This is a genomic window from Achromobacter anxifer (assembly GCF_903652925.1).
In the GTDB taxonomy this organism is placed as follows: Bacteria; Pseudomonadota; Gammaproteobacteria; order Burkholderiales; family Burkholderiaceae_B; genus Achromobacter; species Achromobacter anxifer.
Genome location: NZ_CAHLAR010000006.1, coordinates 368,836 through 391,510, shown reverse-complemented (window position 1 = coordinate 391,510; position 22,675 = coordinate 368,836). Strand labels below are relative to the sequence as shown.

20 protein-coding genes are annotated in these 22,675 nt (G+C 66.3%); 15 read left to right on the top strand and 5 right to left on the bottom strand.

Annotated features, from left to right (window positions below):
• Window positions 1-19 precede the first annotated feature (19 nt).
• The gene (locus tag HWY37_RS21215; RefSeq protein ID WP_176089763.1) at window positions 20-1,387 is read left to right on the top strand and encodes a Fic family protein; all 1,368 of its coding nucleotides are present in this window, start codon (window positions 20-22) and stop codon (window positions 1,385-1,387) included.
• 88 nt (window positions 1,388-1,475) lie between these two features.
• Here HWY37_RS21215 and HWY37_RS21210 read toward each other — a convergent pair whose 3' ends face one another.
• The gene (locus HWY37_RS21210; protein WP_088143618.1) at window positions 1,476-1,805 is read right to left on the bottom strand and encodes a YegP family protein; all 330 of its coding nucleotides are present in this window, start codon (window positions 1,803-1,805) and stop codon (window positions 1,476-1,478) included.
• A 161-nt stretch (window positions 1,806-1,966) separates the two neighbouring features.
• A complete protein-coding gene (locus tag HWY37_RS21205; RefSeq protein WP_059376527.1) occupies window positions 1,967-3,160 on the bottom strand; it encodes an acetylornithine transaminase in 1,194 nt (397 codons plus the stop codon).
• 212 nt (window positions 3,161-3,372) lie between these two features.
• On the opposite strand from HWY37_RS21205, the gene HWY37_RS21200 reads away from it, so the two are divergent.
• Entirely contained in the window at window positions 3,373-4,338 is a 966-nt protein-coding gene (locus tag HWY37_RS21200; protein ID WP_176089762.1) for a Bug family tripartite tricarboxylate transporter substrate binding protein, read from the top strand.
• Window positions 4,339-4,446: 108 nt separating this feature from the next.
• Here HWY37_RS21200 and HWY37_RS21195 read toward each other — a convergent pair whose 3' ends face one another.
• Window positions 4,447-4,677 (bottom strand): hypothetical protein, encoded by a 231-nt coding sequence (locus HWY37_RS21195; RefSeq protein WP_175205314.1) that lies wholly within the window; start codon window positions 4,675-4,677, stop codon window positions 4,447-4,449.
• 181 nt (window positions 4,678-4,858) lie between these two features.
• Between HWY37_RS21195 and HWY37_RS21190 the strand changes: the two genes are divergently transcribed.
• The 4 genes from HWY37_RS21190 (at window position 4,859) to HWY37_RS21175 (ending at window position 7,347) form a co-directional block, all read left to right on the top strand.
• A complete protein-coding gene (locus HWY37_RS21190) occupies window positions 4,859-6,358 on the top strand; it encodes a PAS domain S-box protein (protein WP_176089761.1) in 1,500 nt (499 codons plus the stop codon).
• Window positions 6,359-6,570: 212 nt separating this feature from the next.
• A complete protein-coding gene (locus HWY37_RS21185; protein WP_175205316.1) occupies window positions 6,571-6,756 on the top strand; it encodes a CsbD family protein in 186 nt (61 codons plus the stop codon).
• Between the two features lie 74 nt (window positions 6,757-6,830).
• Window positions 6,831-7,199 carry a hypothetical protein gene (locus tag HWY37_RS21180; protein WP_176089760.1) on the top strand — a complete coding sequence of 123 codons (369 nt, stop codon included), beginning with the start codon at window positions 6,831-6,833 and terminating at the stop codon, window positions 7,197-7,199.
• Between the two features lie 19 nt (window positions 7,200-7,218).
• Window positions 7,219-7,347 carry an entericidin A/B family lipoprotein gene (locus HWY37_RS21175; RefSeq protein ID WP_175205318.1) on the top strand — a complete coding sequence of 43 codons (129 nt, stop codon included), beginning with the start codon at window positions 7,219-7,221 and terminating at the stop codon, window positions 7,345-7,347.
• A 76-nt stretch (window positions 7,348-7,423) separates the two neighbouring features.
• On the opposite strand, the gene HWY37_RS21170 is transcribed toward HWY37_RS21175, so the two are convergent.
• Window positions 7,424-8,563: a DSD1 family PLP-dependent enzyme gene (locus tag HWY37_RS21170; RefSeq protein ID WP_175205319.1), complete on the bottom strand. Its 1,140-nt coding sequence runs from the start codon at window positions 8,561-8,563 to the stop codon at window positions 7,424-7,426.
• Between the two features lie 251 nt (window positions 8,564-8,814).
• Between HWY37_RS21170 and HWY37_RS21165 the strand changes: the two genes are divergently transcribed.
• The 4 genes from HWY37_RS21165 (at window position 8,815) to gluQRS (ending at window position 13,670) form a co-directional block, all read left to right on the top strand.
• A complete protein-coding gene (locus tag HWY37_RS21165; RefSeq protein ID WP_175205320.1) occupies window positions 8,815-9,774 on the top strand; it encodes a TAXI family TRAP transporter solute-binding subunit in 960 nt (319 codons plus the stop codon).
• A gap of 209 nt (window positions 9,775-9,983) precedes the next feature.
• The gene (locus HWY37_RS21160) at window positions 9,984-12,008 is read left to right on the top strand and encodes a TRAP transporter permease (protein ID WP_175205321.1); all 2,025 of its coding nucleotides are present in this window, start codon (window positions 9,984-9,986) and stop codon (window positions 12,006-12,008) included.
• A 240-nt stretch (window positions 12,009-12,248) separates the two neighbouring features.
• The gene (locus HWY37_RS21155) at window positions 12,249-12,707 is read left to right on the top strand and encodes a Smg family protein (RefSeq protein ID WP_175205322.1); all 459 of its coding nucleotides are present in this window, start codon (window positions 12,249-12,251) and stop codon (window positions 12,705-12,707) included.
• A gap of 66 nt (window positions 12,708-12,773) precedes the next feature.
• Window positions 12,774-13,670 (top strand): tRNA glutamyl-Q(34) synthetase GluQRS, encoded by an 897-nt coding sequence (gene gluQRS / locus HWY37_RS21150; RefSeq protein WP_246302357.1) that lies wholly within the window; start codon window positions 12,774-12,776, stop codon window positions 13,668-13,670.
• On the opposite strand, the gene HWY37_RS21145 is transcribed toward gluQRS, so the two are convergent.
• Window positions 13,657-16,287, bottom strand: a complete 2,631-nt coding sequence (locus tag HWY37_RS21145) for a GDYXXLXY domain-containing protein (protein ID WP_175205324.1) — start codon at window positions 16,285-16,287, stop codon at window positions 13,657-13,659. The two genes, gluQRS and HWY37_RS21145, sit on opposite strands and share 14 nt — an antisense overlap.
• A 62-nt stretch (window positions 16,288-16,349) precedes the next feature.
• On the opposite strand from HWY37_RS21145, the gene HWY37_RS21140 reads away from it, so the two are divergent.
• The 5 genes from HWY37_RS21140 to HWY37_RS21120 all read left to right on the top strand — a co-directional run bounded on the left by HWY37_RS21140 (window position 16,350) and on the right by HWY37_RS21120 (window position 22,661).
• Window positions 16,350-18,986, top strand: a complete 2,637-nt coding sequence (locus HWY37_RS21140) for a DNA topoisomerase III (RefSeq protein ID WP_175205325.1) — start codon at window positions 16,350-16,352, stop codon at window positions 18,984-18,986.
• A gap of 143 nt (window positions 18,987-19,129) precedes the next feature.
• Entirely contained in the window at window positions 19,130-20,188 is a 1,059-nt protein-coding gene (locus HWY37_RS21135; RefSeq protein ID WP_042795812.1) for an ABC transporter substrate-binding protein, read from the top strand.
• The gene (locus tag HWY37_RS21130; protein WP_059376495.1) at window positions 20,188-20,958 is read left to right on the top strand and encodes an ABC transporter ATP-binding protein; all 771 of its coding nucleotides are present in this window, start codon (window positions 20,188-20,190) and stop codon (window positions 20,956-20,958) included. The genes HWY37_RS21135 and HWY37_RS21130 overlap by 1 nt, the downstream gene beginning before the upstream one ends.
• Window positions 20,959-20,971: 13 nt before the next feature.
• Window positions 20,972-21,826, top strand: coding sequence for an ABC transporter permease (locus HWY37_RS21125; protein ID WP_175205326.1), 855 nt, complete (start codon window positions 20,972-20,974; stop codon window positions 21,824-21,826).
• Window positions 21,827-21,881: 55 nt separating this feature from the next.
• The gene (locus HWY37_RS21120) at window positions 21,882-22,661 is read left to right on the top strand and encodes an SDR family oxidoreductase (protein ID WP_176089758.1); all 780 of its coding nucleotides are present in this window, start codon (window positions 21,882-21,884) and stop codon (window positions 22,659-22,661) included.
• Window positions 22,662-22,675 lie beyond the last annotated feature (14 nt).

Sequence of the window (22,675 nt, the reverse complement as noted above, 5' to 3'; positions counted from 1 at the left end):
AACACCTTCGGCTCTTGCCATGACCATCCGCGAAGACATCCTTCAGTTTCTGCGCGCTCAGCAGCGCGAGAATCTCCCCTGGGTAAGTTCCAGCGAACTGGCCTACCGAACCGGCGTCAGTTGGTCCACGGTGAAGCGCCAATTGGAAAACCTGCGCAAAGCCGGCGCGATACTGCGCGAGGGGCAGGGCCGGGCAACCCGTTACCGGATAGCGGACGAAACACCCGCATCGACGCTCTCAACGACCATTGCCACGCGGCTGGCGGAGCCGGCGTCCGAGGCCACCGGGATGATCTGGTCTGAGCGTGGTCAAGCCCTGCTGGCCCGGCTTCGGCAGCCGTTATCCGCCCGGACGCCCGTGGGATACGAACGCGCCTTCGTGGATAGCTACGTCCCAAACCAGAGCTCCCTGTTGCCGCCTTCGTTAGCTCAAAACTTGGCCGACGAAGGCCGCATGCCAGGTCAGTCGCCAGCCGGGACTTACGCGCGTCGCGTACTGGAGCCGCTGCTGCTCGACCTGTCCTGGTCATCCTCTCGACTGGAAGGCAACCGGTATTCCTTGTTGGCCACGCAGGAACTCTTCAAGCACGGAATGGCCGGGGAAGATCTGGATGCAGTGATGCTGCTCAACCATAAGAGGGCCATCGAGTTCCTGGTCGATGCGGTGCCCGCACATGGCCTGACGTCCGCCGTGATCGGCAACCTTCACGCGATCCTGCTGGAGGAACTATTGGCCAATACCGACGGCCTGGGCCGCATCCGCCAGATCGTGGTCAACATCGGGGACACGACTTACGTGCCGCTCCAGGCGCCCTTGTTGCTGCAGGAAATGTTCGACCAGATTGTGGAGAAAGCTCGGCTTATCAAGAACCCGGTGGAAGCGGCATTCTTTCTTTGGGTGAACCTGGCCTATCTTCAGCCTTTCGAAGACGGCAACAAGCGGACCAGCCGCCTGGCGGCCAACATTCCGCTGATGCTTTACAACTGCGCGCCGCTGTCCTTCCTGGACGTAGAGGTGCAGGACTACGTCTACGCCATGTTGGGGGTCTATGAATACGGCGACGTGACGCTGGCGACAGAGCTGTTTGCCTGGGCCTATCGGCGCTCGATCCGCAAGTACGCCGTGCAACTGAACGCTGCGGGCGTGCCGGATCCCGTGCGATTCCGATTCCGGGAAAAACTGAACGAAGCGATTGCCCGGGTGCTGCGTGCGCAGCAAACCGCCGACACCGCAACAGCGGCGCTGGGCCTATCTGAAGACGATGTTCAATTATTCCGCCCGATACTGGCGCAAGAACTGCGCATACTGGACGTGTACAACTGCGCTCGCTATCGCTTGTCGATGGACCTGGTCCAACAATGGGTCGAGGCCGGGCGGCCGCACTGATGCAAACTGGCGGAACAAGAGCCGCAAACATTGCGGCTCCCTAGTCCCGACACCGATGGATGCGAATCAGGGCTTACACCCAAGCCACTCAGGTATTGTCTTTCACTACCGTGCTTGGCCCATTGGTCTTCACAGACGCAATTCCGGCATCCCGAGCCGCGGCGCTCGAATACATTTCACTGCGTCCAATGGACTGCCCATTCGCCGCGCTCAATGAGAAATAGGGCGAACCGTTGGTGGCCGTCTTGCGCTGATAGCGTTCATCGATCGGCGAATTCTGCCGAACGGACGCAATTCCATCCTGAGCGCTGGCTTTGGTGGTGTACCGCTCACTCGTCAAAATCACTTCATGATTCCCGGCTTTCAGATTGAACATGTACTGATCGCCGCTGCGCTTCAACTCGTAGTAACCGCTCATGGAAACCTCCAATATCTGGCTAGTTCAACAATGGGTCGATACTGCGATGCACACACATGAATGCCGGTTGATGATAGTCCATGCCTTGCGCTTATGGACATACCAAAGAAAAGGGCCGCTAATCGCGGCCCTCATCGTCACTGCTTAACGTATCGCTTCGATTACGCCTTACGCACCTGCGCAATCAACCCATCCAACTGCGTCAGCATCGTATCGATCTCTTCCGCCGTCACATTCAAAGCCGGCATGAAGCGCAGCAGATTCCCACGCGGCGCATTCAGCAGCAAGCCATTAGGCGCCAGATTACGCGCAGCCTCAACAATGGCAGGACCATCATCACGATCCATCACCAGCGCACGCAGCAGACCCATCCCACGCTCACCCTTCATGCCCCACTTGGCCGACAGAGCCAGCAGGCCTTCGGACAGCTGCTTGGCGCGAGCGTTGACCGACTCCATGAAGCCCGGCGCAGCCAGCGCGTCAAACACGGCAACGCCAACAGCAGCCATCAGCGGGTTGCCGTTGTACGTACCACCCTGGTCGCCGTGCGAGAACACGCACACTTCCTGACGAGCCAGCAGCGCAGCCAGCGGCACGCCGCCGCCGATGCCCTTGGCCAGCGTCATGATGTCCGGCACGACATCCGATTGCTGGTAAGCGAACATGGTGCCCGTACGGCCCATGCCGGTCTGCACTTCATCAACGATGAACAGCAGCTTGTGCTCGTCGGCCAGCTTGCGCAGGCCTTGCATGAATTCCTTGGTGGCGGGGATGACGCCGGCTTCGCCTTGCACGGGTTCGAGCATGATGGCGACGGTCTGGTCGTCGATCAGCTTGCGCACGGATTCCAGGTCGTTGATTTCGGCCTTGGGGAAGCCTTCGACCTGCGGGGCGAACATCTTGTCCCAGCCCGGCTTGCCGGACGCGGACATGGTGGCCAGCGTGCGGCCGTGGAAGCCGTGGTTCATGGTGATGATCTTGTAGGCGCCTTTCTTATTGACCTGGCCCCATTTGCGCGCCAGCTTGATGGCGCCTTCGTTGGCTTCGCCGCCGCTGTTGGCGAAGAAGACGCGGTCGAAGACCGAGGCGCCGGTGAGGCGCTCGGCCAGTTCGATGGAGGGCAGGTTGTAGAACGCCGGCGAGGGGTTCATCAGCAGCTTGGACTGGTCCAGCAGGGCCTTCTGCATTTCCGGGGCGCAGTGGCCCAGGGTGTTGACGGCCCAGCCCTGGACGAAGTCCAGGTATCGCTTGCCCGCGTGATCCTCCAGCCAGGATCCCTGGCCGCGCACGAACACGAGGTCCGGGCGGGAGGTGATCTCCATGAGGGCGTTGGTCTTGAACTGGCTGAATTCCATGGCGGTTCCTGCGGAATGAGAGAACAGGGGGTGAGAAAGTAATTGGACGATGCCAATAGGCGAATTTAGCACCGACGGGGGGATGCTATTGTGACGCACCCCCAGCCGATCCGCCCCGGGCCGCCTCAAAAGGGCTGACAACGCGGGCGCTCTATTTTATGCAACAGGCGCGACCCCGCGCGCAGCCCTTTGTCGCTTTTTACTGACCAATCATGAAACGTATTCTTTCCAGTCTTGCCGCCGGCCTGGCGCTGGCGACGGCCGCGGCCACCGCGCATGCCGATTATCCCGAGCGCCCCATCCGCCTGATCGTGCCGTTCCCGCCCGGGCAGGCGACCGATATCTTTGCGCGCGCGCTGGCCGAAAAGCTGGGCGCGGCCGTCAAGCAGCCCATCGTGGTGGAGAACCGCGCTGGCGCGGGCAGCAATATCGGGATGGAGCAGGCGGCGCGCGCGACGCCGGACGGCTACACGCTGGTGATCGCGGGCAGCGCCGCAGCGGTGAACCAGACGCTGTACAAGACCATCAATTACAGCCTGACCAAGGACTTCGCGCCGGTGTCGGGGGTGTTCTCGGTGCCGCTGATGTTCCTGGCGACGCCGGCTTCGGGCATCACGTCGCTCAAGCAGCTGGTAACGCAGGCGCGCGCCAAGCCGGGCGAGCTGGCCTATGCCAGCGCGGGCATCGGCGGCACGCAGCATTTGTCGGCCGAGATGTTCAAGGCGGCGGCGAACATCGACATCCGCCATATCCCGTACAAGGGCAGCGGCCCGGCGCAGGCGGATTTCCTGGGGCATCAGGTGCCGTTGATGGTGGATTCGGTGACGGCGGGCCTGCCGCACGTGCAGAACAAGAAGGCGGTGGCGCTGGCAGTGACGACGGCCAAGCGCCTGCCGCAGCTGCCGGACGTGCCTACCGTGGCGGAATCGGGTTATCCGGGTTTCGAGGCGATCGGCTGGGCGGCGGTGCTGGCGCCGCGCGATACGCCGGCCGAGGTGACGAACTACCTGAGCAAGCAGATCGGCCAGGTGCTGAACGCGCCGGACATGCAGAAGTTCTTCCGCGACCGCGGCGCGGAGCCGATGCCGCAGACGCCTGAGGCGACCGGCGCGTTCATTGCCGGTGAAGTGAAGAAGTGGGGCGAGGCGGTGAAGCAGTCGGGCGCGCAGGTCGACTGATAGGAGCGCAATGCGCCATGCCGCGGCAAACCGTCTTGCATCGCAGGAGCGGTTTGCCGGGCGGCCGGTCAGGCAGGCCGCGCCCGATACGGCACGGCCAATCCGGACTTAGGCCGGATCTCCCGGTTGCCCCGGACGTCCGGGCTCGCCGGGCTGCCCCGGCTTCCCAGGCGCCTCCGGCGGCACCCGCCCCGGATCGATCTCATCGGGACCCGGCTTGCCCGGCACTTGGCCGGGGGCCTGCTTCTCCGGCGCATCGCCGGGTTCCTGTCCGGGAGGACGCGACGGGTCGATGCCGGGTTGGTTGGTGGGATCGCCTGGCTTCTGGTTCGTGTTCATGGATATCTCCTGAAGATTCACGTAAAGCGTTTCACGCGAAGCAGCACGCGTATCGGTGCAGGACCACGATAGAAGCCGTGCGCGCGCCCGCCCAGATCACGCGGGACGACTTTATCTAGTACTTTCTTCCTATCTTGCGGCCGCGTGCCAGCGGCCCGGTTTTGCACACCGAGGAGCCTGGATGAAGAAGACTGCCACGGCGTTCACGACGGAACGCCGCCATCTGCTGGAAATCATCGACGGCCTGATCGAAGGCATCATCCTGCTGGATCAGGACCGGCGCATCGTCTGGGCCAACGACACGGCGCTGGCGATGCACGGCGTGACGGATCTGGCCGCGTTGGGCGGCACGGCCGCCGGCTACCGCAAGGCATTTGCGCTGCGCTATCGCAACCGCCGCGTGCTGCGGGCGGCGCAATATCCGCTGGACCGCGCGCTGGCGGGCGAGGCCTTCAAGGACGTGGTGGTGGAAGTAAGCAGCCGCCGCGATCCGGAGTTCAGCCGCATGCACCAGGTGCGCAATCTGATGCTGCGCGATGCGCAAGGCGCGGCCGAGGGCATGGTGCTGGTGCTGCTGGACGTGACCGAGCGATTCAGCGCGGAGGAGCGCTTCGAGCGCACCTTCAACGCCAACCCCGCGCCGGCCGTGATCTGCTCGTTGGCGGACCTGCGCCACATCAAGGTCAACGAGGGCTTTCTGGCGATGACCGGCTACACGCGCGAGGAAGTGCTGGGCAAGACGCTGCGCCAACGCGACGTGCTGGGCGATACGCCGCAGCGCGAGGACGCGCTGCACAGGCTGGCGGAAGGCGCAACGATCCCGCAGACCGAGACCCTGATCGCGGTGCGCGACGGCGGCACCAAGCTGGTGGTGGTGGCGGGCCAGCCCATCGAAGTGGCTGAACAGCCTTGCATGCTGTTCACCTTCAATGACCTGGAGCCGCGCCGCAAGGCCGAAACGGCGCTGCGCGACAGCGAACAGCGCTTTGCCGCCGCGTTCCGGCTGGCACCCGTGCCCATGACGCTGAGCACCACGGAGGGCAAGCTGCTTGAGGTCAACGACGCCTTCATCGCCACCACCGGCTATGACGCGAAGACATTGGAGCGCGACGAGGATGCGCTGGCGCAGCTATGGACAGATCCGCAGGCCTATGACCGCGCCATGGCCTCGCTGGAACAAGGCGCCAGCGTGCGCAGCCAGGAAATGGCGCTGCGCACGCGCGACGGCGCGCTGCTGGATTGCCTGGTGTCGGCCGCGCCGGTGTCGATCCAGAATCAGCCCTGCGTGCTGGCGGCGATACAAGACATCACCGAGCGCAAGCGCAACGAAGTCGAGCTGATGGAAGCGATAGAGACCGTGATGCAGGACACCTCGTGGTTCAGCCGCACCGTCATCGAGAAGCTTGCGCAGATCCGCGCCCCGCAAGGCGAGCCGCAGGGGCAGAGCGAACTGGCCGACCTGACGCCGCGCGAGCGCGAGATCCTGGGCCTGATGTGCCAGGGCCATACCGACGCGGAGATCGCATCCAGCCTGCACCTGTCGCGCAATACGGTGCGCAATCACGTGGCGGCGCTGTACAGCAAGCTGGACGTGCACCGACGCAGCGCGGCCATCATCTGGGCGCGGCAGCGCGGCATCGTGGGGTATGAAAAGCCGGCGCGCAAGCGGGCTCAGAAATAGGCGCGGACTCGAACGCAGGCCAGAACGCCGCCCAAGTGCAAGCCCGATAGCGGCCACGCAAAAGTCAGTAGAAAAGTACCAGTCGATCTGATGCGCGCGCTTCTTACGCGCGCACCATGCGCTTCCTATAGTGGGTTCGTCCGCAGCCGGAATCCAGGCCCCTCGGGGTTCTCCGGCGCGGTTTCACGCAAACCCGAGCAAGGAGCGATGACATGGACAACGACCGCATCAAAGGCGCTGCCAAGGAAGTCAAAGGCACGATCAAGGAGACCGCCGGCAAGCTGACCGGCAACCGCGAGACCGAGCTTGAAGGCAAGGCCGAAAAGACCGTCGGCAAAGTGCAGCGCAATGTCGGCGAAGCCAAGGACCAGGTCCGCGACGCGCTGAACAAGAAATAAGCCTGGCAGGCCGCCGGCCCGCCCTCGTGCGCCGGCCGGCGGTTCCCTTTCCCACGGATTCAAGGGTATCGACCATGAAGCACTACCGAAATGCAGCCCTGGGCCTGGCCCTGGCGTTGGGCGCCGCGTTGGCGCCGGTCCACGCGCAGAGCAATGCCGCGATGTCGCAGGACCAGATCGACGCGCGCTACGACGCCGCCAAGAAGCAATGCGACACCATGCGCGGCGACCCCAAGGACGCGTGCATGAAACAAGCGCGCGCCGACAAGGACGTGGCCGAGGCGCAGGCCAAGGCCGGCAAGAAGAAGGCCGAGGCCAACCATAACGCCGCCAAGACGCGCCAGGACGCCGACTACGACGTGGCCAAGCAGAAATGCGCCGCCATGTCGGGCGACGCCAAGGACAAGTGCGTGGCGGAAGCCAAGACCCGTTATGGCAAGTAAGCGCCACCAGGAGGACAAGATGACACAACGAATCTGGATCGTGCTGGCGCTGGCCGTGGCCAGCATGGCGGCGGGTTGCAACACGGTCGAAGGCGCCGGCAAAGACATCGAGCGCGGCGGGGAGAAGATCCAGCAGCAGGCCCGCTGATCTCCGCGGCAACCCGCCTTGCGGCCGGCGCGCGTCACGCGCGCCGGCTTTTTTTACGCGTGCGGCGAATGCGCGCTCAGCGCGAGAAGCCGCGCGCCGAGATCTCCCAGATGTCCTGCACCACGCCGTCCTTCAGCACGACCAAGCCGTCGTGCAGGTTGAAGGTGGGGTCCACGTGCGCGGGCACCAGGCGCAGCACGCTGCCCAGCGCGGGCGCCGTAGCGCCCGGCTCCACGCGCACCACGCTGTGCTCGTCGTTGATGGCGGTGCAGGTCAGGCCGGACTCGCCATAGACCGCGGGCGGGCCGCATTCGGCGGACGCCGACTTCAGGCCGGCGTCCAGCACCACGCGGTCGGGCGCGGGCGCGCTCATCACGGTGGACAGCAGGAACAGGCTGTTCTGGAAGGTGAGCGGGCCGCCCCATTCATTGGCGCCGTAGTCGCCATCCATGAAGGCATAGGAGCCGGCCTGCAATTCGGTGTAGACGCCGCTGGCCGCGTCGAATTCCACGCTGCCCGTGCCGCCGCCCGTGATGGTGTCGCAGGCGATGCCGCTTTCGCGCAGCAGCTGCGCGTACGACGCCGCGATGCGCGCAGCCTGGCGCGAGACGTTGGCGCGTTCTTCACGCGTGCGGTAGTGCTGCACCGACCCGTGATAGGCCTGCAGGCCCGCGAAATTCAGGCCCGGCAGTTCGCGCGCCTGCTGCGCCAGCGCCAGCACGGTGGCGTCGTCGGACACGCCGCAGCGGCCCTGGCCCACGTCCACTTCCACCAGCACGTCGATCTCGGCGCCGGCCTGCACCATGGCGGCCGACAGCTGCGCCAGGTTCTGGGCGTTGTCCACGCAGACGCTGATCTTGGCGGTGCGCGCCAGCTGGCCCAGCAGCGCCATCTTGGCCGGGCCGACGACTTCGTTGCTGATGTGGATGTCGCGGATGCCGGCGGCCACGAAGGGCAGGGCTTCGCTGACCTTCTGGCAACAGATGCCACGCGCGCCCAGGGCCAGCTGGCGCAGCGCGATCTGCGGGCACTTGTGGGCCTTGGCGTGCGGCCGCAAGGCCACTTCGTGGCGGTCGGCCCAGGCCTGCATGGCGCGCAGGTTGGCCTCGAAGGCGGTCAAGTCCAGCGCCAGGCTGGGCGTGTCGACGCGGGCAAGGGGATCGCCCGGCTGGGCGGCGGGGGGCAGCGCTATGCCGCGTATGACTTCCTGGGACATCTTGGCAACTCCGTTATCAGCACTGCAAGGATGTAACCCGCGCCATAACCAAAGCGGGACCATCCATAACCTTGGGCGATGCCACCCCCTGGAAAACGATAGCCCGGTAACCGTTGGCTACGGGGGGTGGGCATGACAGAATTTCATCATAAAGAAAGCCCCCGAGGGGAGGCGCGTTTTTGCCGGGGGAATTCGCCCAACGGCAGAAATCATATTAATGACACCCGTCAGCAAGAATCGGAGAAGCTCGCATGAAACTCAAGAATTGGATCACCGCCCTGACCATCGCGGCAGCCGCCGTCGGCGCCGCCGGTACGGCGCAGGCCCAACAGTTCTTCCGCATCGGCACCGGCGGCACCGCCGGCACCTACTATCCCGTGGGCGGCATCATCGGCAACGCCGTGTCGCAGCCGGGCAAGCTCATCGCCACCGCGGTGGCCTCCAACGGTTCGGTCGCCAACATCAACGGCGTCATGGGCGGCTCGTTTGAAGCGGGCTTCACCCAATCCGACGTGGCGTTCTGGGCCTATAGCGGCACCGGCACCTTCGAAGGCAAGCCCAAGGCCCAGGACCTGCGCCTGATCGCCACGCTGTACCCGGAAAGCATCCACCTGGTGACGCGCAAGGGCTCGGGCATCAAGGGCGTGGCGGACCTGAAGGGCAAGCGCGTGTCCATGGACGAGCCGGGCTCCGGCACCCTGGTCGACGTGCGCCTGATCCTGGGCGCCTACGGCCTGACCGACAAGGACATCAAGGCCGAATACCTCAAGCCCAACCAGGCCGGCGACAAGCTCAAGGACGGCGGCCTGGACGCGTTCTTCTTCGTGGGCGGCGCCCCCGCCGGCGCCATCGCCGAACTGGCCTCCACCGGCAGCATCGAGCTGGTGCCGCTGGTCGGCCCGGAAATCGACGCGCTGCGCGGCAAGCAGGAATTCTTCACGCCCGACGTCATCGCCGCCAACACGTACCAAAACCTGCCTGAAGTGAAGACCATCTCGGTCAACGCGCAGATGGTCACGTCGGCCAAGCTGCCCGAGCAAGTGGTGTACGAAGTGACCAAGGCGCTGTACAGCGACGCCACGCGCAAGACGCTGGATGCCGGCCACGCCAAGGGCAAGCTCATCACCAAGGAAAACGCCGTCAAGGGCGCGGGCATTCCGTTCCATCCGGGCGCGGAGAAGTTCTACAAGGAAGTTGGTCTGCTGAAATAAGTAGGCCCACCCCCGAAGCGCCTGCGGCGCTTCCCCCTCAAGGGGGCGCCGCGCGTGGACCGGCAGAGCCGGCTCCACGGCGGCCCCGATCGGGCCGCGCTGGTTTGATGCGACCAGCACGCGTCGCAGGCCGCGGGCGCCGGGACGATTGAATCGCGCAGGGCCGCCACGAGCGGCCCTGCTTGCTGTATCACCAGAGACTCACCGCGATGGAAATAGACCACGAGAAAACCCAGCAGCTGGCGGAAAAGTACGATTCGGAAATCCGCTTCCGGCCGCTGGACAAGACGGCCACCTGGATCGTGTCGGGCCTGCTCGTCACCTTATCCCTGTTCCATTACTACACGGCCGGCTTCGGCCTGCTGCGCGAGGCCACGCATCGCGGCGTTCACCTGGCCTTCGTGCTGAGCCTGATCTTCCTGGTGTTCGGCTTTTCCAAGTCGCACTACCAGCGCCAGCCCAAGTCCACCTGGCTCTCGCCTGGCGGCATTCCGTTGTACGACTGGATCATCGCCATCGCGCTGGCGCTGTCGGTGCTGTACATCCCCTACATCTTCGAGGACCTGGCGTTCCGCGTGGGCAACCCCTTGCCCATGGACGTGTTCATGGGGTCCATCCTGCTGATCGGCCTGCTGGAAGCCACGCGCCGCGCCATGGGCTGGCCGCTGCCCATCATCGCGCTGGTGTTCATGGCCTACGCCATGTTCGGGCCGTACTTCCCGGGCCTGCTCAAGCATGCCGGCAACACGTGGTCGCAGGTCGTCAACCATATGTACCTGACGAGCCAGGGCGTGTACGGCGTGGCGGTGGGCGTGGTCGCGACCTATGTCTTCCACTTCGTGCTGTTCGGCGTGCTGGCCACCCGCATCGGCCTGGGCCAGCTGTTCCTGGACGTGGCCTCGACAATCGCCGGGCGTTACGCCGGCGGCCCCGCCAAGGTGTCGGTGTTCGGTTCGGCCATGTTCGGCATGCTGTCGGGCTCGTCGGTGGCCAATGCGGTCACGGTGGGCTCGCTGACCATTCCGGCCATGATCCGCATCGGCTATCCGCGGCACTTCGCCGCGGGCGTGGAGGCAGCCAGCAGCACGGGCGGGCAGATCACGCCGCCCATCATGGGCGCGGCCGCGTTCCTGATGATCGAGTTCCTGGGCATCCCGTACCAGCAGATCGCCATCGCGGGCATCTTCCCGGCCTTCCTGTACTTCTTCGGCATGTTCATGCAGGTGCACTTCGAGGCCAAGCGTGAAGGCCTGCGCGGCCTGACCGAAGAGGAAATGCCCAAGCTCAAGCAGTCGTTCAAGATGCGCTGGCCGACGCTGATTCCGCTGGTCCTGCTGATCGGCGTGCTGGCCAGCGGACGCACGCCGTACCTGGCGGCGTTTGCCGGCATCACGGGCTGCATCGTGGTGGGCCTGCTGAATCCGTTCCAGCGCCTGCGCTGGCGCGACCTGTACGAAGCCTTCGAGACCGGCGCCAAGTACGCGCTGGCCGTGGGCGCGGCCGCAGGCACCGTGGGCATCGTGATCGGCGTGGTGACGCTGACCGGCGTGGGCTTCAAGATCTCGTACATCGTGATCGCGGCCTCGCAGGCGATCGCGGGCGGCGCGGCCATGGTGATCCCCGACGCGCTGGCCAACATGCAGACGCTGACGCTGATCGCCGCGCTCATCATGACCGGCATCGTCTGCATCCTGATGGGCTGCGGCGTGCCCACCACCGCGAACTACCTGATCATGGTGGCGGTGGCCGCCCCCACGCTGGTGCAGCTGGGCGTGCAGCCCATCGCGGCGCACTTCTTCGTGTTCTATTTCGGCATCCTGGCGGACATCACGCCCCCGGTGGCGCTGGCGGCCTATGCGGCGGCCGGCATGGCGGGCAGCGATCCGTTCAAGACCGGCAACACGGCCTTCAGGCTGGGCATCACCAAGCTGATCGTGCCCTTCGTGTTCGTGTTTTCGCCGTCGCTGCTGATCTCGGTGCAGGGCTTCACCTGGTACGACTTCTTCGTGACGCTGTTCGGCTGCATGGTCGGCCTGGTGCTGCTGTCGGCAGCGTTCTCGCGCTACATGCTGGTGGGCATGAAGAGCTGGGAGCGCTGGCTGTGCACCATCGGTGCCTTGCTGACGATCCTGCCGGGCCTGACCAGCGGCCTGATCGGGCTGGCGATCTGCATCCCGGTGTTCATGCGCCAGCTGGCGCAGCTGAAGCTGGAAAACGCGCCGCGGGCAGCCTGAGGGACGGACCCCGATGGAAAAAGGGGCGGATCCGCAAGGCCCGCCCCTTTTCTTGCCAGATCATGAATATAGGCAGCAATCAGACCGAAAATGCCTGCCTGTTGCCGCAGGGTGACGACATACAACAGTCCACCGTCCGGCCGGTTGCCCACCCCTATAAATCAGCGTAAAGTAAAATTCATGTTTGCTGGTCTGCCGATATGCGGGCCGACTGTGCAAACAGGCACAAAACTGCGCCATATGTTCGATATCCTGGTTTATCTGTACGAGAATTACTACACGCCGCAAGCCTGTCCTGCGGCCGACGTGCTCGCAAAGCGGCTTGCCGCCGCCGGTTTCGAGCACGAAGACATCGACGACGCCCTCGGCTGGCTCTACGGCCTGGCCGAAACCACCGAACGCTGCGTCGACCTCGCCCAGGCTCCCGCCACCGGCATCCGGATCTACACCGACAACGAATACCAGCAGCTCGGCACCGAATCCATCGGCTTCATCGCCTTCCTGGAATCGGCTGGCGTGCTGCCCGCGCCGTTGCGTGAGATCGTTATCGACCGGGGCCTGGCTTCGCCGGAAACGCCCGTGCCGCTGTCCAAGATCAAGATCATCGCCCTCATGGTTCTCTGGAGCCAGGAAGCCGAGATCGACAATCTGGTCCTGGAAGAGCTGCTGGACGAAGACGGCACGCGCCTGCTGCACTGACCGGCATCCGCGTCGCTTGATGCCGTTACTCCTTACCCGCGCGCAATGCCGCGCGGGCGTCCCATCGTGAATTACATCGGCCGCTTCGCCCCCAGCCCCAGCGGCCCGCTGCATGCGGGCTCGCTGGTCGCCGCGCTGGCCAGCTGGCTGGACGCGCGCGCTCAGGACGGGCGCTGGCTGCTGCGCATCGAAGACGTGGACACGCCGCGCACGGTGCCGGGCGCGGCCGACGTCATCATGGCCCAGCTGCGCGCGCTGGGCCTGGCCTGGGACGGCGAGATCATGTGGCAATCGCGCCGCGGCGACGCCTACCAGGCCGCCTTCGACTCGCTGGCCGCGCGCGGCCTGATCTATGGCTGCGGCTGCACCCGGCGCGAAATCGCTGATTCAGCGCTGCGCGGCCAGACCGCGCCCGGCGCCGATGGCGAACGGCCGTACCCCGGCACCTGTCGCCATGGCCTGCCCGCAGGCCGCCAGGCCCGAGCCTGGCGCGTGGTCATGCCAGAAGGCGTGGAGCATTTCGTGGACCGCTGGCTGGGTCCGCAGGAACAGAACGTGGCGCAGGCGGTGGGCGACATCGCCCTGCGGCGCGCCGACGGCCTGTGGGCCTATCAATTGGCGGTGGTGGTGGACGACGCCGCGCAGGGCGTGACCGACGTGGTGCGCGGCGCGGACCTGCTCAGCTCCACCGCGCGCCAGCGCGTGCTGGGCCGGCTGCTGGGGCTGCCCCCGGTGCGCTACCTGCACGTGCCGCTGATCCTGGACGCCACCAGCGGCCTGAAGCTGTCCAAGCAGAACGGCGCCCCGCCCATCGACACCGGCGCGCCGCTGGCGGCGCTGACGGCGGCCTGGCGCGCCCTGGGCTTCGATCCGATAGACAGCGCCGACCGCGACCATTTCCTGCGGGAAGCCACCGCGCAATGGGCGCGGCGCTTCCCGCTGCCCGCCGCTACAGCGGCTTGAGGTCCTGGTCCAGCATCCTGACGAGCAAGGCCTCGCCGTTGTCCGCCACGCGCAGCTCGCCGTAGCGGGCGACCTGGTAGCGCTCGGCCTGGCCTTCGGGGAAGAAATAGGCGTTGGTCACGATGCGCACGCTGTTGTCGCGGATGCGATAGCGCAGCGGCACTTCCGCGTCGGTGTGCGGTTGCGTGTCCGGCTGGATGCGCAGCGGCTGCGCCACGCCGCGCGCGTCGGGCATCAACATCACATAGCCGTCCGGCTCGTAGCCCATGACCGATTCCGTGGTCTCGGGACGTTCGCCGCCCAGCCGCAGCCGGGTGACTTCGCGGCTGGCCGCGAACGTCAGCTCCATGTAGTCGCCCTGCATCAGGGAGCGGGGATCCACCGGCGCCAGTTCCAAGATGACCACCTTGCCGGTAGCCAGCAGCTTTTCGCGCTGCCAGATGCCGCCGTTGGCGACGACCAGCACCAGCGCCAATCCGCCCATGATGGCCAGCGTGCGCCAGCGCAGCGGACCCGACACCGGCGGCAGCGGCATGCGCTGGCTGGGCGGCTGGGTGCGCATCAGGCGCGGCACCAGCCACACCATGGCGCGCAGCACGAACAGCAGCAGCGCGCCGCCGCCCAGCCACAAGGCCTTTTGCAGCAGCGGCACGTCCAGCTGGTAGTAATAGACGCCTAGATAAATCAGCAGGCTCAGCACGCCGAACACCACCAGGCGGAACTGGTTCAGGCCGAAGCCCAGCAGCAGCCAGGCCAGGGCGAAGCCCACGCCCGGGCTGGGCAGCCAGAACAGCGCCAGGATCAACAGGCCTATCGGCACGCCCCAGGTGACGCCAGCCGTAAGCACATGGCGGCGCGGCCACAGCACCGCCAGCGCCGCCGCCACCGGCAGCAGCGCGCCGGCCGCGACCAGCACGGTCGTGTGCGGATTCAGCTGCCACATGGCGGGCAGCTGCTGGACGGAGATGCCGCCCGCCAGCCACACCATGCCCTGCACCGACAGCAGGAAGGCCCAGCCCAGCGGCTGCAGCGTGTGGCCGCGCTTGCCGCCCAGGCGATGAGCCAGGGTGAAGATCACGGCCGTTGCCCAGGCTCCGGTCACGGCGATGGGCAGCCACAGGAAGGTGGCGCGCATGGCGTCAAAGCGCATCCAGGCGTCCAGCAGGTCTTCCTGGCCCACGTCGGGCGACAGGCCGTACCAGATCAGGCCGGCGCCGGCCGAGGCGATCAAGAGGCCGCTGAGGAAGCGCAGGATGACGTCGGGTCCGACGGCGTAGACCGTGGCCGCCATCAGCAGCACGAAGACGCAGGCGCTGGCGAACGAGGTCGAGCTGGACAGTCCGAAGATGATCAGGATCTGCCCGGCGAAGGCCATGGCCGTGCCGCACTGGCGCCAGAACGGGCCGGCGTCGCTACGCAGCACCGCCACGCCGGCCGCGCACAGCACCAGCCCGGCGACCAGCGCGCCGCCTTCGGAGGTGATGAAGCCCGAGAAGGCGATGAACACCAGCAGCAATACCGTCGACAGCCAGGCGCTCAGGCCCAGCAGGCACTGCACGTACCAGGGCGGATCCGCCTGCGGCGCCGGAGCGGGCGCCAGCTGCGCGACCGGCGCGCTGGCGTCTGCCGGGTCCACCGAGTTGCCGGCCGAAGCCGCAGCCGGTTCGGAATCGGCAGCCGCGGCCACCGCCGTCTGCGGGTCGCCGGCAAGCCGGCGCAGCCAGCGCGCGGCCAAGACGGCCTCGGCCATGAGCAGCGCCGCCAGCGGCAGGGCCGCCCAGACGCCGGGCTCCAGGCGCAGCAGCCATTCGCCCGCCACCCGCAGCGACACGCAGATGACGCCGGCGGCCAGCATGGCCAGGATGATCAGGTCGCGCCGGCCCTTCTGATAATAGAAGCCCAGGCCCAGGGTCACCGCGACCCAGGCGATGCCGTTATAGAGGCCCAGGCCGCGGCCCAGGAAGTCGCCAAGCATCTGGGTCAGCACCAGCACGCTGATCGCCAGGACGGCCAGAACCCGCGGACCGACCAGGGTGCTAGCGCGCCAGCGGCGGGCAGCCAGCTCCCAGCCCAGCAGCAGCACCAGGTTCAGGCCGGCCATTATCAGGCCGGGCACGCCCGGGCCGCCAAATATCAGCATCCAGGAGAACACCCGCTCGCCCAGCCACAAGGCCACCGCCACGTTCAGCACCAGCGCCCACAGCAGCCAGACGGCCTGGCTGCCGGCGGCCAGCGCCCAGGGCAGCAGCAAAAGCGCCCACCAGGCGAACAATTCCCAGGTATCCGCGCCGGTCTGATAAGTTTGGCCTAGCAATGCAAGCAGCGCACCCAGCAGGATGCCGGCCAGGGCGAGCAGGGCGCCCGGTATGGTGCGGCGCACGCCGGGACTGGCCCGCAGGCGCAATCCGGCCCAGGCGGCAGCCAGCGCGCAAACCGCCAGGAGTCCCTGGACGCCGGCGAAGCGCTGCACTTTCGTCATGTCCTGCCAGTTGGCCGCGACCCAGCAAACTGCTGCGCTGCCTAGCAGCAAAACCCCCAGCCAGAGGGTGCTCCGCGCCAGAAATTGACGCCAAGCGTGTAGTTCGGATCCCGCTTGTCTTTCAGTGCCGACTTGCATCTGGCGAATCTCCGATCTTATTATCCGCGCTACTACGGCGGGACTGCCGCCACTGGATACACATGAATAAAACGCTGATTATTGCCGAGAAGCCCTCGGTGGCCCTTGATATATCACGCGCCTTGGGAGGCTTTGCGCGCGAGGGCGACTATTTTGAAAGCGAACGTTACGTCCTCGCGTCCAGCATAGGCCACTTGCTGAGCTTGGTCGCGCCCAACGATCCGGTCAAGGGGAAGTGGAGCTTCACGCACCTGCCCGTGATTCCGCCCGAATTCGAGTTGGGCCCCACCGACAAGAAATCCGCCGAACGGCTCAAGCTGCTGGTCCGCCTGGCCAAGCGCAAGGACGTCGACGCCATCATCAACGCCTGTGACGCCGGGCGCGAGGGCGAACTGATCTTCCGCTACATCATTCAGTACGCGGGCGTGAAGAAGCCGATCCAGCGCCTCTGGCTGCAGTCGATGACCCAGGCCGCCATCCGCGAAGCCTTCGCCAACCTGCGCGACGACGTCCAGCTCAAGCCGCTGGAAGCGGCCGCGCGCTCGCGCGCCGAGGCCGACTGGCTGGTGGGCATCAACGGCACGCGCGCCATGACCGCCTTCAACAGCAAGGACGGCGGCTTCTTCAAGACGCCGGTCGGCCGGGTGCAGACGCCCACGCTGGCCATCGTGGCCGAGCGCGAGGAACGCATCCGCCGCTTCGTGCCGCGCGACTACTGGGAAGTGCGCGCCACCTTCGTGGCGGCCGCCGGCCTGTATGAAGGCCGCTGGATCGATCCGCAGTTCAAGAAAGACGACCGCGACCCGGAAAAGCGCGAATCGCGCCTGTGGTCGGCCGCCGCCGCGCAAAGCGTGGTGGCCGCCTGCCGCGAACAGCCCGGCAGCGTCACGGAAGAGTCCAAACCGTCGACCCAGATGTCGCCGGCCCTGTACGACCTGACCTCGCTGCAGCGCGAGGCCAACGGCCGCTTCGGCTTTTCGGCCAAGACCACGCTGGCGCTGGCGCAGACCCTGTACGAACGCCACAAGGCGCTGACCTACCCGCGTACCGATTCGCGCTACCTGCCCGAGGACTACGTCAACACCGTCAAGGAGACCATGCGCGCGCTGGCGCAGGGCGGCTCCAACGCGGTGGGCGGCCTGGCCCGCCACGCCGGCACGGTGGTCAGTGAAAGCTGGGTCAAGCCCAACCGCCGCATCTTCGACAACAAGAAGGTGTCGGACCACTTTGCCATCATCCCCACGCTGCAGATCCCGCATGATCTGAGCGAAGCCGAGGCCAAGCTGTACGACCTGGTGCTCAAGCGCTTCCTGGCGGTGTTCTTCCCCGCCGCGGAATACCGCGTCACCACCCGCATGACCGAAGTGCAGGGGCACCGCTTCCGCACCGACGGCAAGGTGCTGGTCAGCCCGGGATGGCTGGCCGTCTACGGCAAGGAAGCCCAGGGCGAAGACGCCAACCTGGTGCCCGTGGCGGACGGCGAGACCGTGCGCACCGAGGACGTGGAAGCCGTCGGCCTCTCGACCAAGCCGCCGGCCCGCTTCAACGAAGGCACGCTGCTGTCGGCCATGGAAGGCGCGGGCAAGCTGGTGGACGACGAGGAACTGCGCGAAGCCATGTCCGAGCGCGGCCTGGGCACGCCGGCCACGCGCGCCGCCATCATCGAAGGCCTGCTCAACGAAAGCTACCTGCGCCGCGAAGGCCGCGACCTGGTGCCTACCGCCAAGGCGCGCCAGCTGATGACGCTGCTTTCGGGCCTGGACGTGTCCGAACTGACCTCGCCGGAACTGACCGGCGAATGGGAGCACAAGCTCAAGCAGATCGAGCAGGGCGGACTGGGCCGCGAGGCCTTCATGCGCGAGATCGCGCAGATGACCCAGGTCATCGTCAAGCGCGCCAAGGAATACGAGCGCGACACGGTGCCGGGCGACTACGCCACGCTGCAGACGCCGTGCCCCAAGTGCGGCGCCGTGGTGAAGGAAAACTATCGCCGCTTTGCCTGCACCGCCTGCGACTTCTCCATCGGCAAGCACCCGGGCGGCCGCACCTTCGAACTGCCCGAAGTCGAAGAACTGCTGGCCAAGCGCGAGATCGGTCCGCTGCAAGGCTTCATCAGCAAGATGGGCCGGCCGTTCGCCGCCATCCTGCGCATCAGCGACGAGTACAAGCTGGAATTCGACTTCGGCCAGAACGACGAGGACGACGGGGAGGCCGTGGACTTCTCCGGCCACACGCCGGTGGGTTCGTGCCCCAAGTGCCAGTCGCGCGTGTTCGAGCACGGCATGAGCTACGTCTGCGAGAAATCCGTCGGCCCCGAAAAGAGCTGCGATTTCCGTTCCGGCAAGGTCATCCTGCAGCAGGAAATCTCGCGCGAGCAAATGGAAAAGCTGCTGACCAACGGCCGCACCGACCTGCTCGACGGCTTCGTCTCCAGCCGCACCAACCGCAAGTTCAAGGCCTTCCTCGTCCGCCAGCCGGACGGCAAGATCGGCTTCGAGTTCGAGCCGCGTCCTGAAAAGCCGGGCCGCGCGCCGGCCAAGACGGCCGCCAAGACCGCGACCAAGACCGCCGCCAAGAAAGCGCCAGCCAAGAAGGCCGCGGTGAAGAAGACCGCCACTAAAACCGCAACCAAGACGGCCACGAAAACGGCCGCCAAGAAAGCGGTGAAGAAGGCCGCGCCGAAAAAGACCGCCGCGTGAACGGGCGCGGCGCCAGACGCGCCGCCCCCCGACCATCGTGCGCAACGCCCGGGCAACCGGGCGTTTTCCATTGTTGGCCGCCAGCGGCCGCTGGGGTATTGTCTACGCCAACCAGCAGCAACCAGACCAAACCCGAGGATGACATGAGCAACAGCCCCGACTTCACCACCCGCCGCCGCGTGCTGGCCGCCGCAGGCGCGCTGGCCGGCATCAGCCTGGTCAACGGCCGCGTCGCGTTCGCGCAACCCAAGCTGGGCCGCGTCGTCTACGGCCAGGGCAGCATCGACCCGTTCTTCGCCGCCGGCTACGTCGCGCTGAAGAAAGGCTATTTCGGCGAAGGCGGGCTGGAAGTCGAATACCTGAATTCGCAGAGCGGTCCGCGCACCAACCAGCTGCTGGCCGCGGGCCAGATCGTGTTCGGCGCCACCGCCGCGACGGCCGCCCCCGCGCTGACGCTGGCCGGCAAGCCCGCCACCCTGGTGTTCGGCTTCGACCGCAAGCTCACCTACGCCAACGTCATCGTGCGCCGCGAGGACTTCGAAAGCGGCAAGATCAAATCGCTGAAGGACCTGGCGGGCAAGCGCGTCGGCGCCACCCAGCCGCAGTCCAGCACCTGGCTGATGGCGCTGTACCTGATGCAGAAGGCCGGCGTGGCCGACAAGGTGGACATCCGCCCGCTGGGCGACCTGGCGACCATGCTGGGCGCACTCAAGACCGGCTCGGTGTCCGCCAGCATGGCCACCATGTCCATGATGGAGCAGGCCAAGCAGGAAGGCTGGGGCGTGCCCATCTTCGACGCCACCACCGAGAGCTCGTGGAACGAATTCATGGGCGGCGACGTGCCGGGCATCGCGGCCCTGACCCTGCAGGACACCATCCAGAAGCGCCCCGAAGTGGTGCAGGCCTTCGTCACCGCCCTGGTCCGCGCGCAGGACTTCATCAGCGCCAACAGCGCCGCGGCCGTCACCGACGCCATCTACGACGATTACCTGAACGCCTTCCCGCGCGCCGCCATCGAGAAGACGCTGGGCGTCTACAAGGAAACGGTGTTCCTGAAGGACAACATCATCACCCAGGACGCCTATGACCGCATGACGGCCATCATGGGCGACGGCCGCCAGTTCTCCAACGACGAACTCAAGACCGTGCCCTACGACCGTTGCGTGAACATGAGCTTCGTGCGCCGCGCCCGGGGTCTCTGATGATCACGCTGGACAAGGTGGGCAAGGCCTACCAGACGCGCCAGGCCACCACGCATGCGGTGGGCGAGGTCAGCCTGACGATCCCGGAAGGCGAGTTCGTCTCCATCGTGGGCCCGTCGGGCTGCGGCAAGAGCACGCTGCTGAACATGATCGCGGGCTTTCTGCGCCCGACCACCGGCACCATCCGCGTGGACGGCCGCGTCGTCGACGGCCAGGTGCCGCCGGCCCTGGGCTACATCTTCCAGAAGGACACGCTGCTGCCCTGGTTCAGCGTACGCAAGAACGTGGCGCTGGGCCTGAAGTTCCAGGGCGTAGCGGCCGACAAGATCGAGCGCCGCGTGGCCGAGCTGCTGGAAATGGGCCACCTCAGCCAGTTCGCCGACGCCTTTCCGCACCAGCTGTCGGGCGGCATGCGGCGGCGCGTGGCGCTGCTGATGAGCCTGGCCGTGGAGCCGCGCATCCTGCTGCTGGACGAGCCCTTCGGCGCGCTGGACACGCACACCAAGACGCACCTGCACCGCGAACTCATCGAGATCTGGCGCAAGCTGGGCCAGACCATCGTCATGGTCACGCACGACCTGGACGAAGCCATCCTGCTGTCCGACCGGGTGGTGGTGCTGTCCGGCCCGCCCAGCCGCGTGCTGCTGGACGAGCGCATCGAGATCCCGCACCCGCGCGATGTATTCACGCTGCGCGAAACGCCGCAGTTCGTGACCCACGTGCAAAGCCTCTGGAGCGTGCTGGGACAGCAGTTCCGCGCCGCCGCCTGAACCGATACGCGTCATGACCACGACTTACTCCGCCGATTCCCTGCAGGACCAGCTGCGGCTGGACCGCCGCGCCAGCGTGGCGCGCCGGCTGCGCATCACATTCTGGCAAGTGCTGATCCTTGCCATCATCCTGGGCTCCTGGGAAACGCTCACGCGCATCCCCTGGTTCGCCCAGAACACGCTGTTCGACCCCTTCTTCATCAGCCAGCCCTCGCGCGTCGCCGTGCGCCTGTGGGAATGGCTGCAGCCCGGCCCGCGTTCCGTATGGCCGCACCTGTGGCTGACCCTGCAGGCCACCATGGTGGGGCTGCTGGTGGGCGTGGGCAGCGGCTTCGTGGTGGGCATGACGCTCAGCCGCAGCCGTTTCCTGGCCGACGTGTTCAACCCCTTCATCGTGGCGTTCAATTCGATGCCGCGCATCGCCTTCGTGCCGCTCATCACCATGTTCTTCGGACTGGGGCTGGCCTCCAAGGTGGTGACGTCCTGGTTCGTGGTGTTCTTCCTGGTGTTCTTCAACACCTACAAGGGCGGCCGCAGCGTGGAGCGCGAGCTGGTGGACTTCTGCCGCACCCTGGGCGGCTCGCCGCGCCAGATCCTGTGGCGGGTGCGCATCCCCACCGCGGCCGCGTGGACCTTCGCGGCCCTGCCCAACGCCATCAGCTTCGCGCTGATCGGCGTGGTGCTGGCGGAATTCGTGGGCTCCACCACGGGCATGGGCTATCTGATGATCACCGCGCTGGCGACCCTGAACGCCACCGACATGTTCGCGGCGGTGACGCTGCTGTCGATCGTCGGCATCGCCTTGGTTTATTGCGTAACCTGGCTGGAACGCCGGCTGCTGCATTGGGCGCCGGAGTTCCGCGAATAGGTTGGTTCCCGCCCGCAGCGGCCCTGATTGAGACGAAGCACTTTGGACGACTGACATGAATACGCTGCCATATTTGCGCAACTTCGACCTGACGGGACAGGTCGCCCTGGTGACCGGTTCGGCGCGCGGGCTAGGCTTCTGTATTGCGCGGGCGCTGGCCGGATGCGGCGCGCGAGTGTTGATCAATGGCCGCAATGTGGAGGCGGCGGCCGCCGCCGCGGCTGAATTGACCGCCGCGGGACTGGACGCGCATCCGCTGCCGTTCGACATCAGCGACGATGCGGCCATGGAACGCGCCTTCCAGGACATAGACCGCGACCATCGACGCCTGGACATCCTGGTGAACAACGTCGGCGCCCGCAACCGCAAGACCTTGCGCGACACCAGCCCCGCCGAGATGCGCGAGCTGATCGACACCGACCTGGTCGCCGGCATGCTGCTGGCCAAGTTCGCCGCCGAACGCATGGTGCGGCAGGGAAGCGGCCGCCTGATCGCGATCACCTCGGTGGTGGGCGAGCTGGCGCGCTCGGGCGATGCGGTCTATCCCGCGGCCAAGCAGGGTTTGACGGGCATGGTGCGCGCGCTAGCGGCGGAATTCGGCGGCCATGGCATCACCAGCAACGCGATCGCGCCCGGCACCTTCGCCACCGAAACCAACGCCACCATGGTGGCCGATCCCAACGTCGGGCCGCGCATCGCGGCGCGCAATCCCACGGGCCGCTGGGGCGAGCCTGAAGAAATCGCGGGCGCTGCCGTGTTTCTGGCATCGCCCGCGGCGTCATACGTGAACGGACACGTGCTGGTGGTGGACGGGGGATTGTCGATTCAGTTCTGAGGGAGATGGGACGG

Excerpts from the sequence above, each read along its gene's own strand:
- HWY37_RS21195 (WP_175205314.1), bottom strand. The coding sequence starts at position 4,677 with ATGAACACGAACCAGAAGCCAGGCGATCCCACCAACCAACCCGGCATC.
- HWY37_RS21175 (WP_175205318.1), top strand. The coding sequence starts at position 7,219 with ATGACACAACGAATCTGGATCGTGCTGGCGCTGGCCGTGGCCAGCATG.
- HWY37_RS21135 (WP_042795812.1), top strand. The coding sequence starts at position 19,130 with ATGAGCAACAGCCCCGACTTCACCACCCGCCGCCGCGTGCTGGCCGCC.
- HWY37_RS21205 (WP_059376527.1), bottom strand. The coding sequence starts at position 3,160 with ATGGAATTCAGCCAGTTCAAGACCAACGCCCTCATGGAGATCACCTCC.
- HWY37_RS21190 (WP_176089761.1), top strand. The coding sequence starts at position 4,859 with ATGAAGAAGACTGCCACGGCGTTCACGACGGAACGCCGCCATCTGCTG.
- HWY37_RS21200 (WP_176089762.1), top strand. The coding sequence starts at position 3,373 with ATGAAACGTATTCTTTCCAGTCTTGCCGCCGGCCTGGCGCTGGCGACG.
- HWY37_RS21120 (WP_176089758.1), top strand. The coding sequence starts at position 21,882 with ATGAATACGCTGCCATATTTGCGCAACTTCGACCTGACGGGACAGGTC.
- HWY37_RS21160 (WP_175205321.1), top strand. The coding sequence starts at position 9,984 with ATGGAAATAGACCACGAGAAAACCCAGCAGCTGGCGGAAAAGTACGAT.
- HWY37_RS21180 (WP_176089760.1), top strand. The coding sequence starts at position 6,831 with ATGAAGCACTACCGAAATGCAGCCCTGGGCCTGGCCCTGGCGTTGGGC.
- HWY37_RS21145 (WP_175205324.1), bottom strand. The coding sequence starts at position 16,287 with ATGCAAGTCGGCACTGAAAGACAAGCGGGATCCGAACTACACGCTTGG.
- HWY37_RS21210 (WP_088143618.1), bottom strand. The coding sequence starts at position 1,805 with ATGAGCGGTTACTACGAGTTGAAGCGCAGCGGCGATCAGTACATGTTC.
- HWY37_RS21140 (WP_175205325.1), top strand. The coding sequence starts at position 16,350 with ATGAATAAAACGCTGATTATTGCCGAGAAGCCCTCGGTGGCCCTTGAT.
- HWY37_RS21125 (WP_175205326.1), top strand. The coding sequence starts at position 20,972 with ATGACCACGACTTACTCCGCCGATTCCCTGCAGGACCAGCTGCGGCTG.
- HWY37_RS21155 (WP_175205322.1), top strand. The coding sequence starts at position 12,249 with ATGTTCGATATCCTGGTTTATCTGTACGAGAATTACTACACGCCGCAA.
- HWY37_RS21165 (WP_175205320.1), top strand. The coding sequence starts at position 8,815 with ATGAAACTCAAGAATTGGATCACCGCCCTGACCATCGCGGCAGCCGCC.
- HWY37_RS21130 (WP_059376495.1), top strand. The coding sequence starts at position 20,188 with ATGATCACGCTGGACAAGGTGGGCAAGGCCTACCAGACGCGCCAGGCC.
- HWY37_RS21215 (WP_176089763.1), top strand. The coding sequence starts at position 20 with ATGACCATCCGCGAAGACATCCTTCAGTTTCTGCGCGCTCAGCAGCGC.
- HWY37_RS21185 (WP_175205316.1), top strand. The coding sequence starts at position 6,571 with ATGGACAACGACCGCATCAAAGGCGCTGCCAAGGAAGTCAAAGGCACG.
- HWY37_RS21170 (WP_175205319.1), bottom strand. The coding sequence starts at position 8,563 with ATGTCCCAGGAAGTCATACGCGGCATAGCGCTGCCCCCCGCCGCCCAG.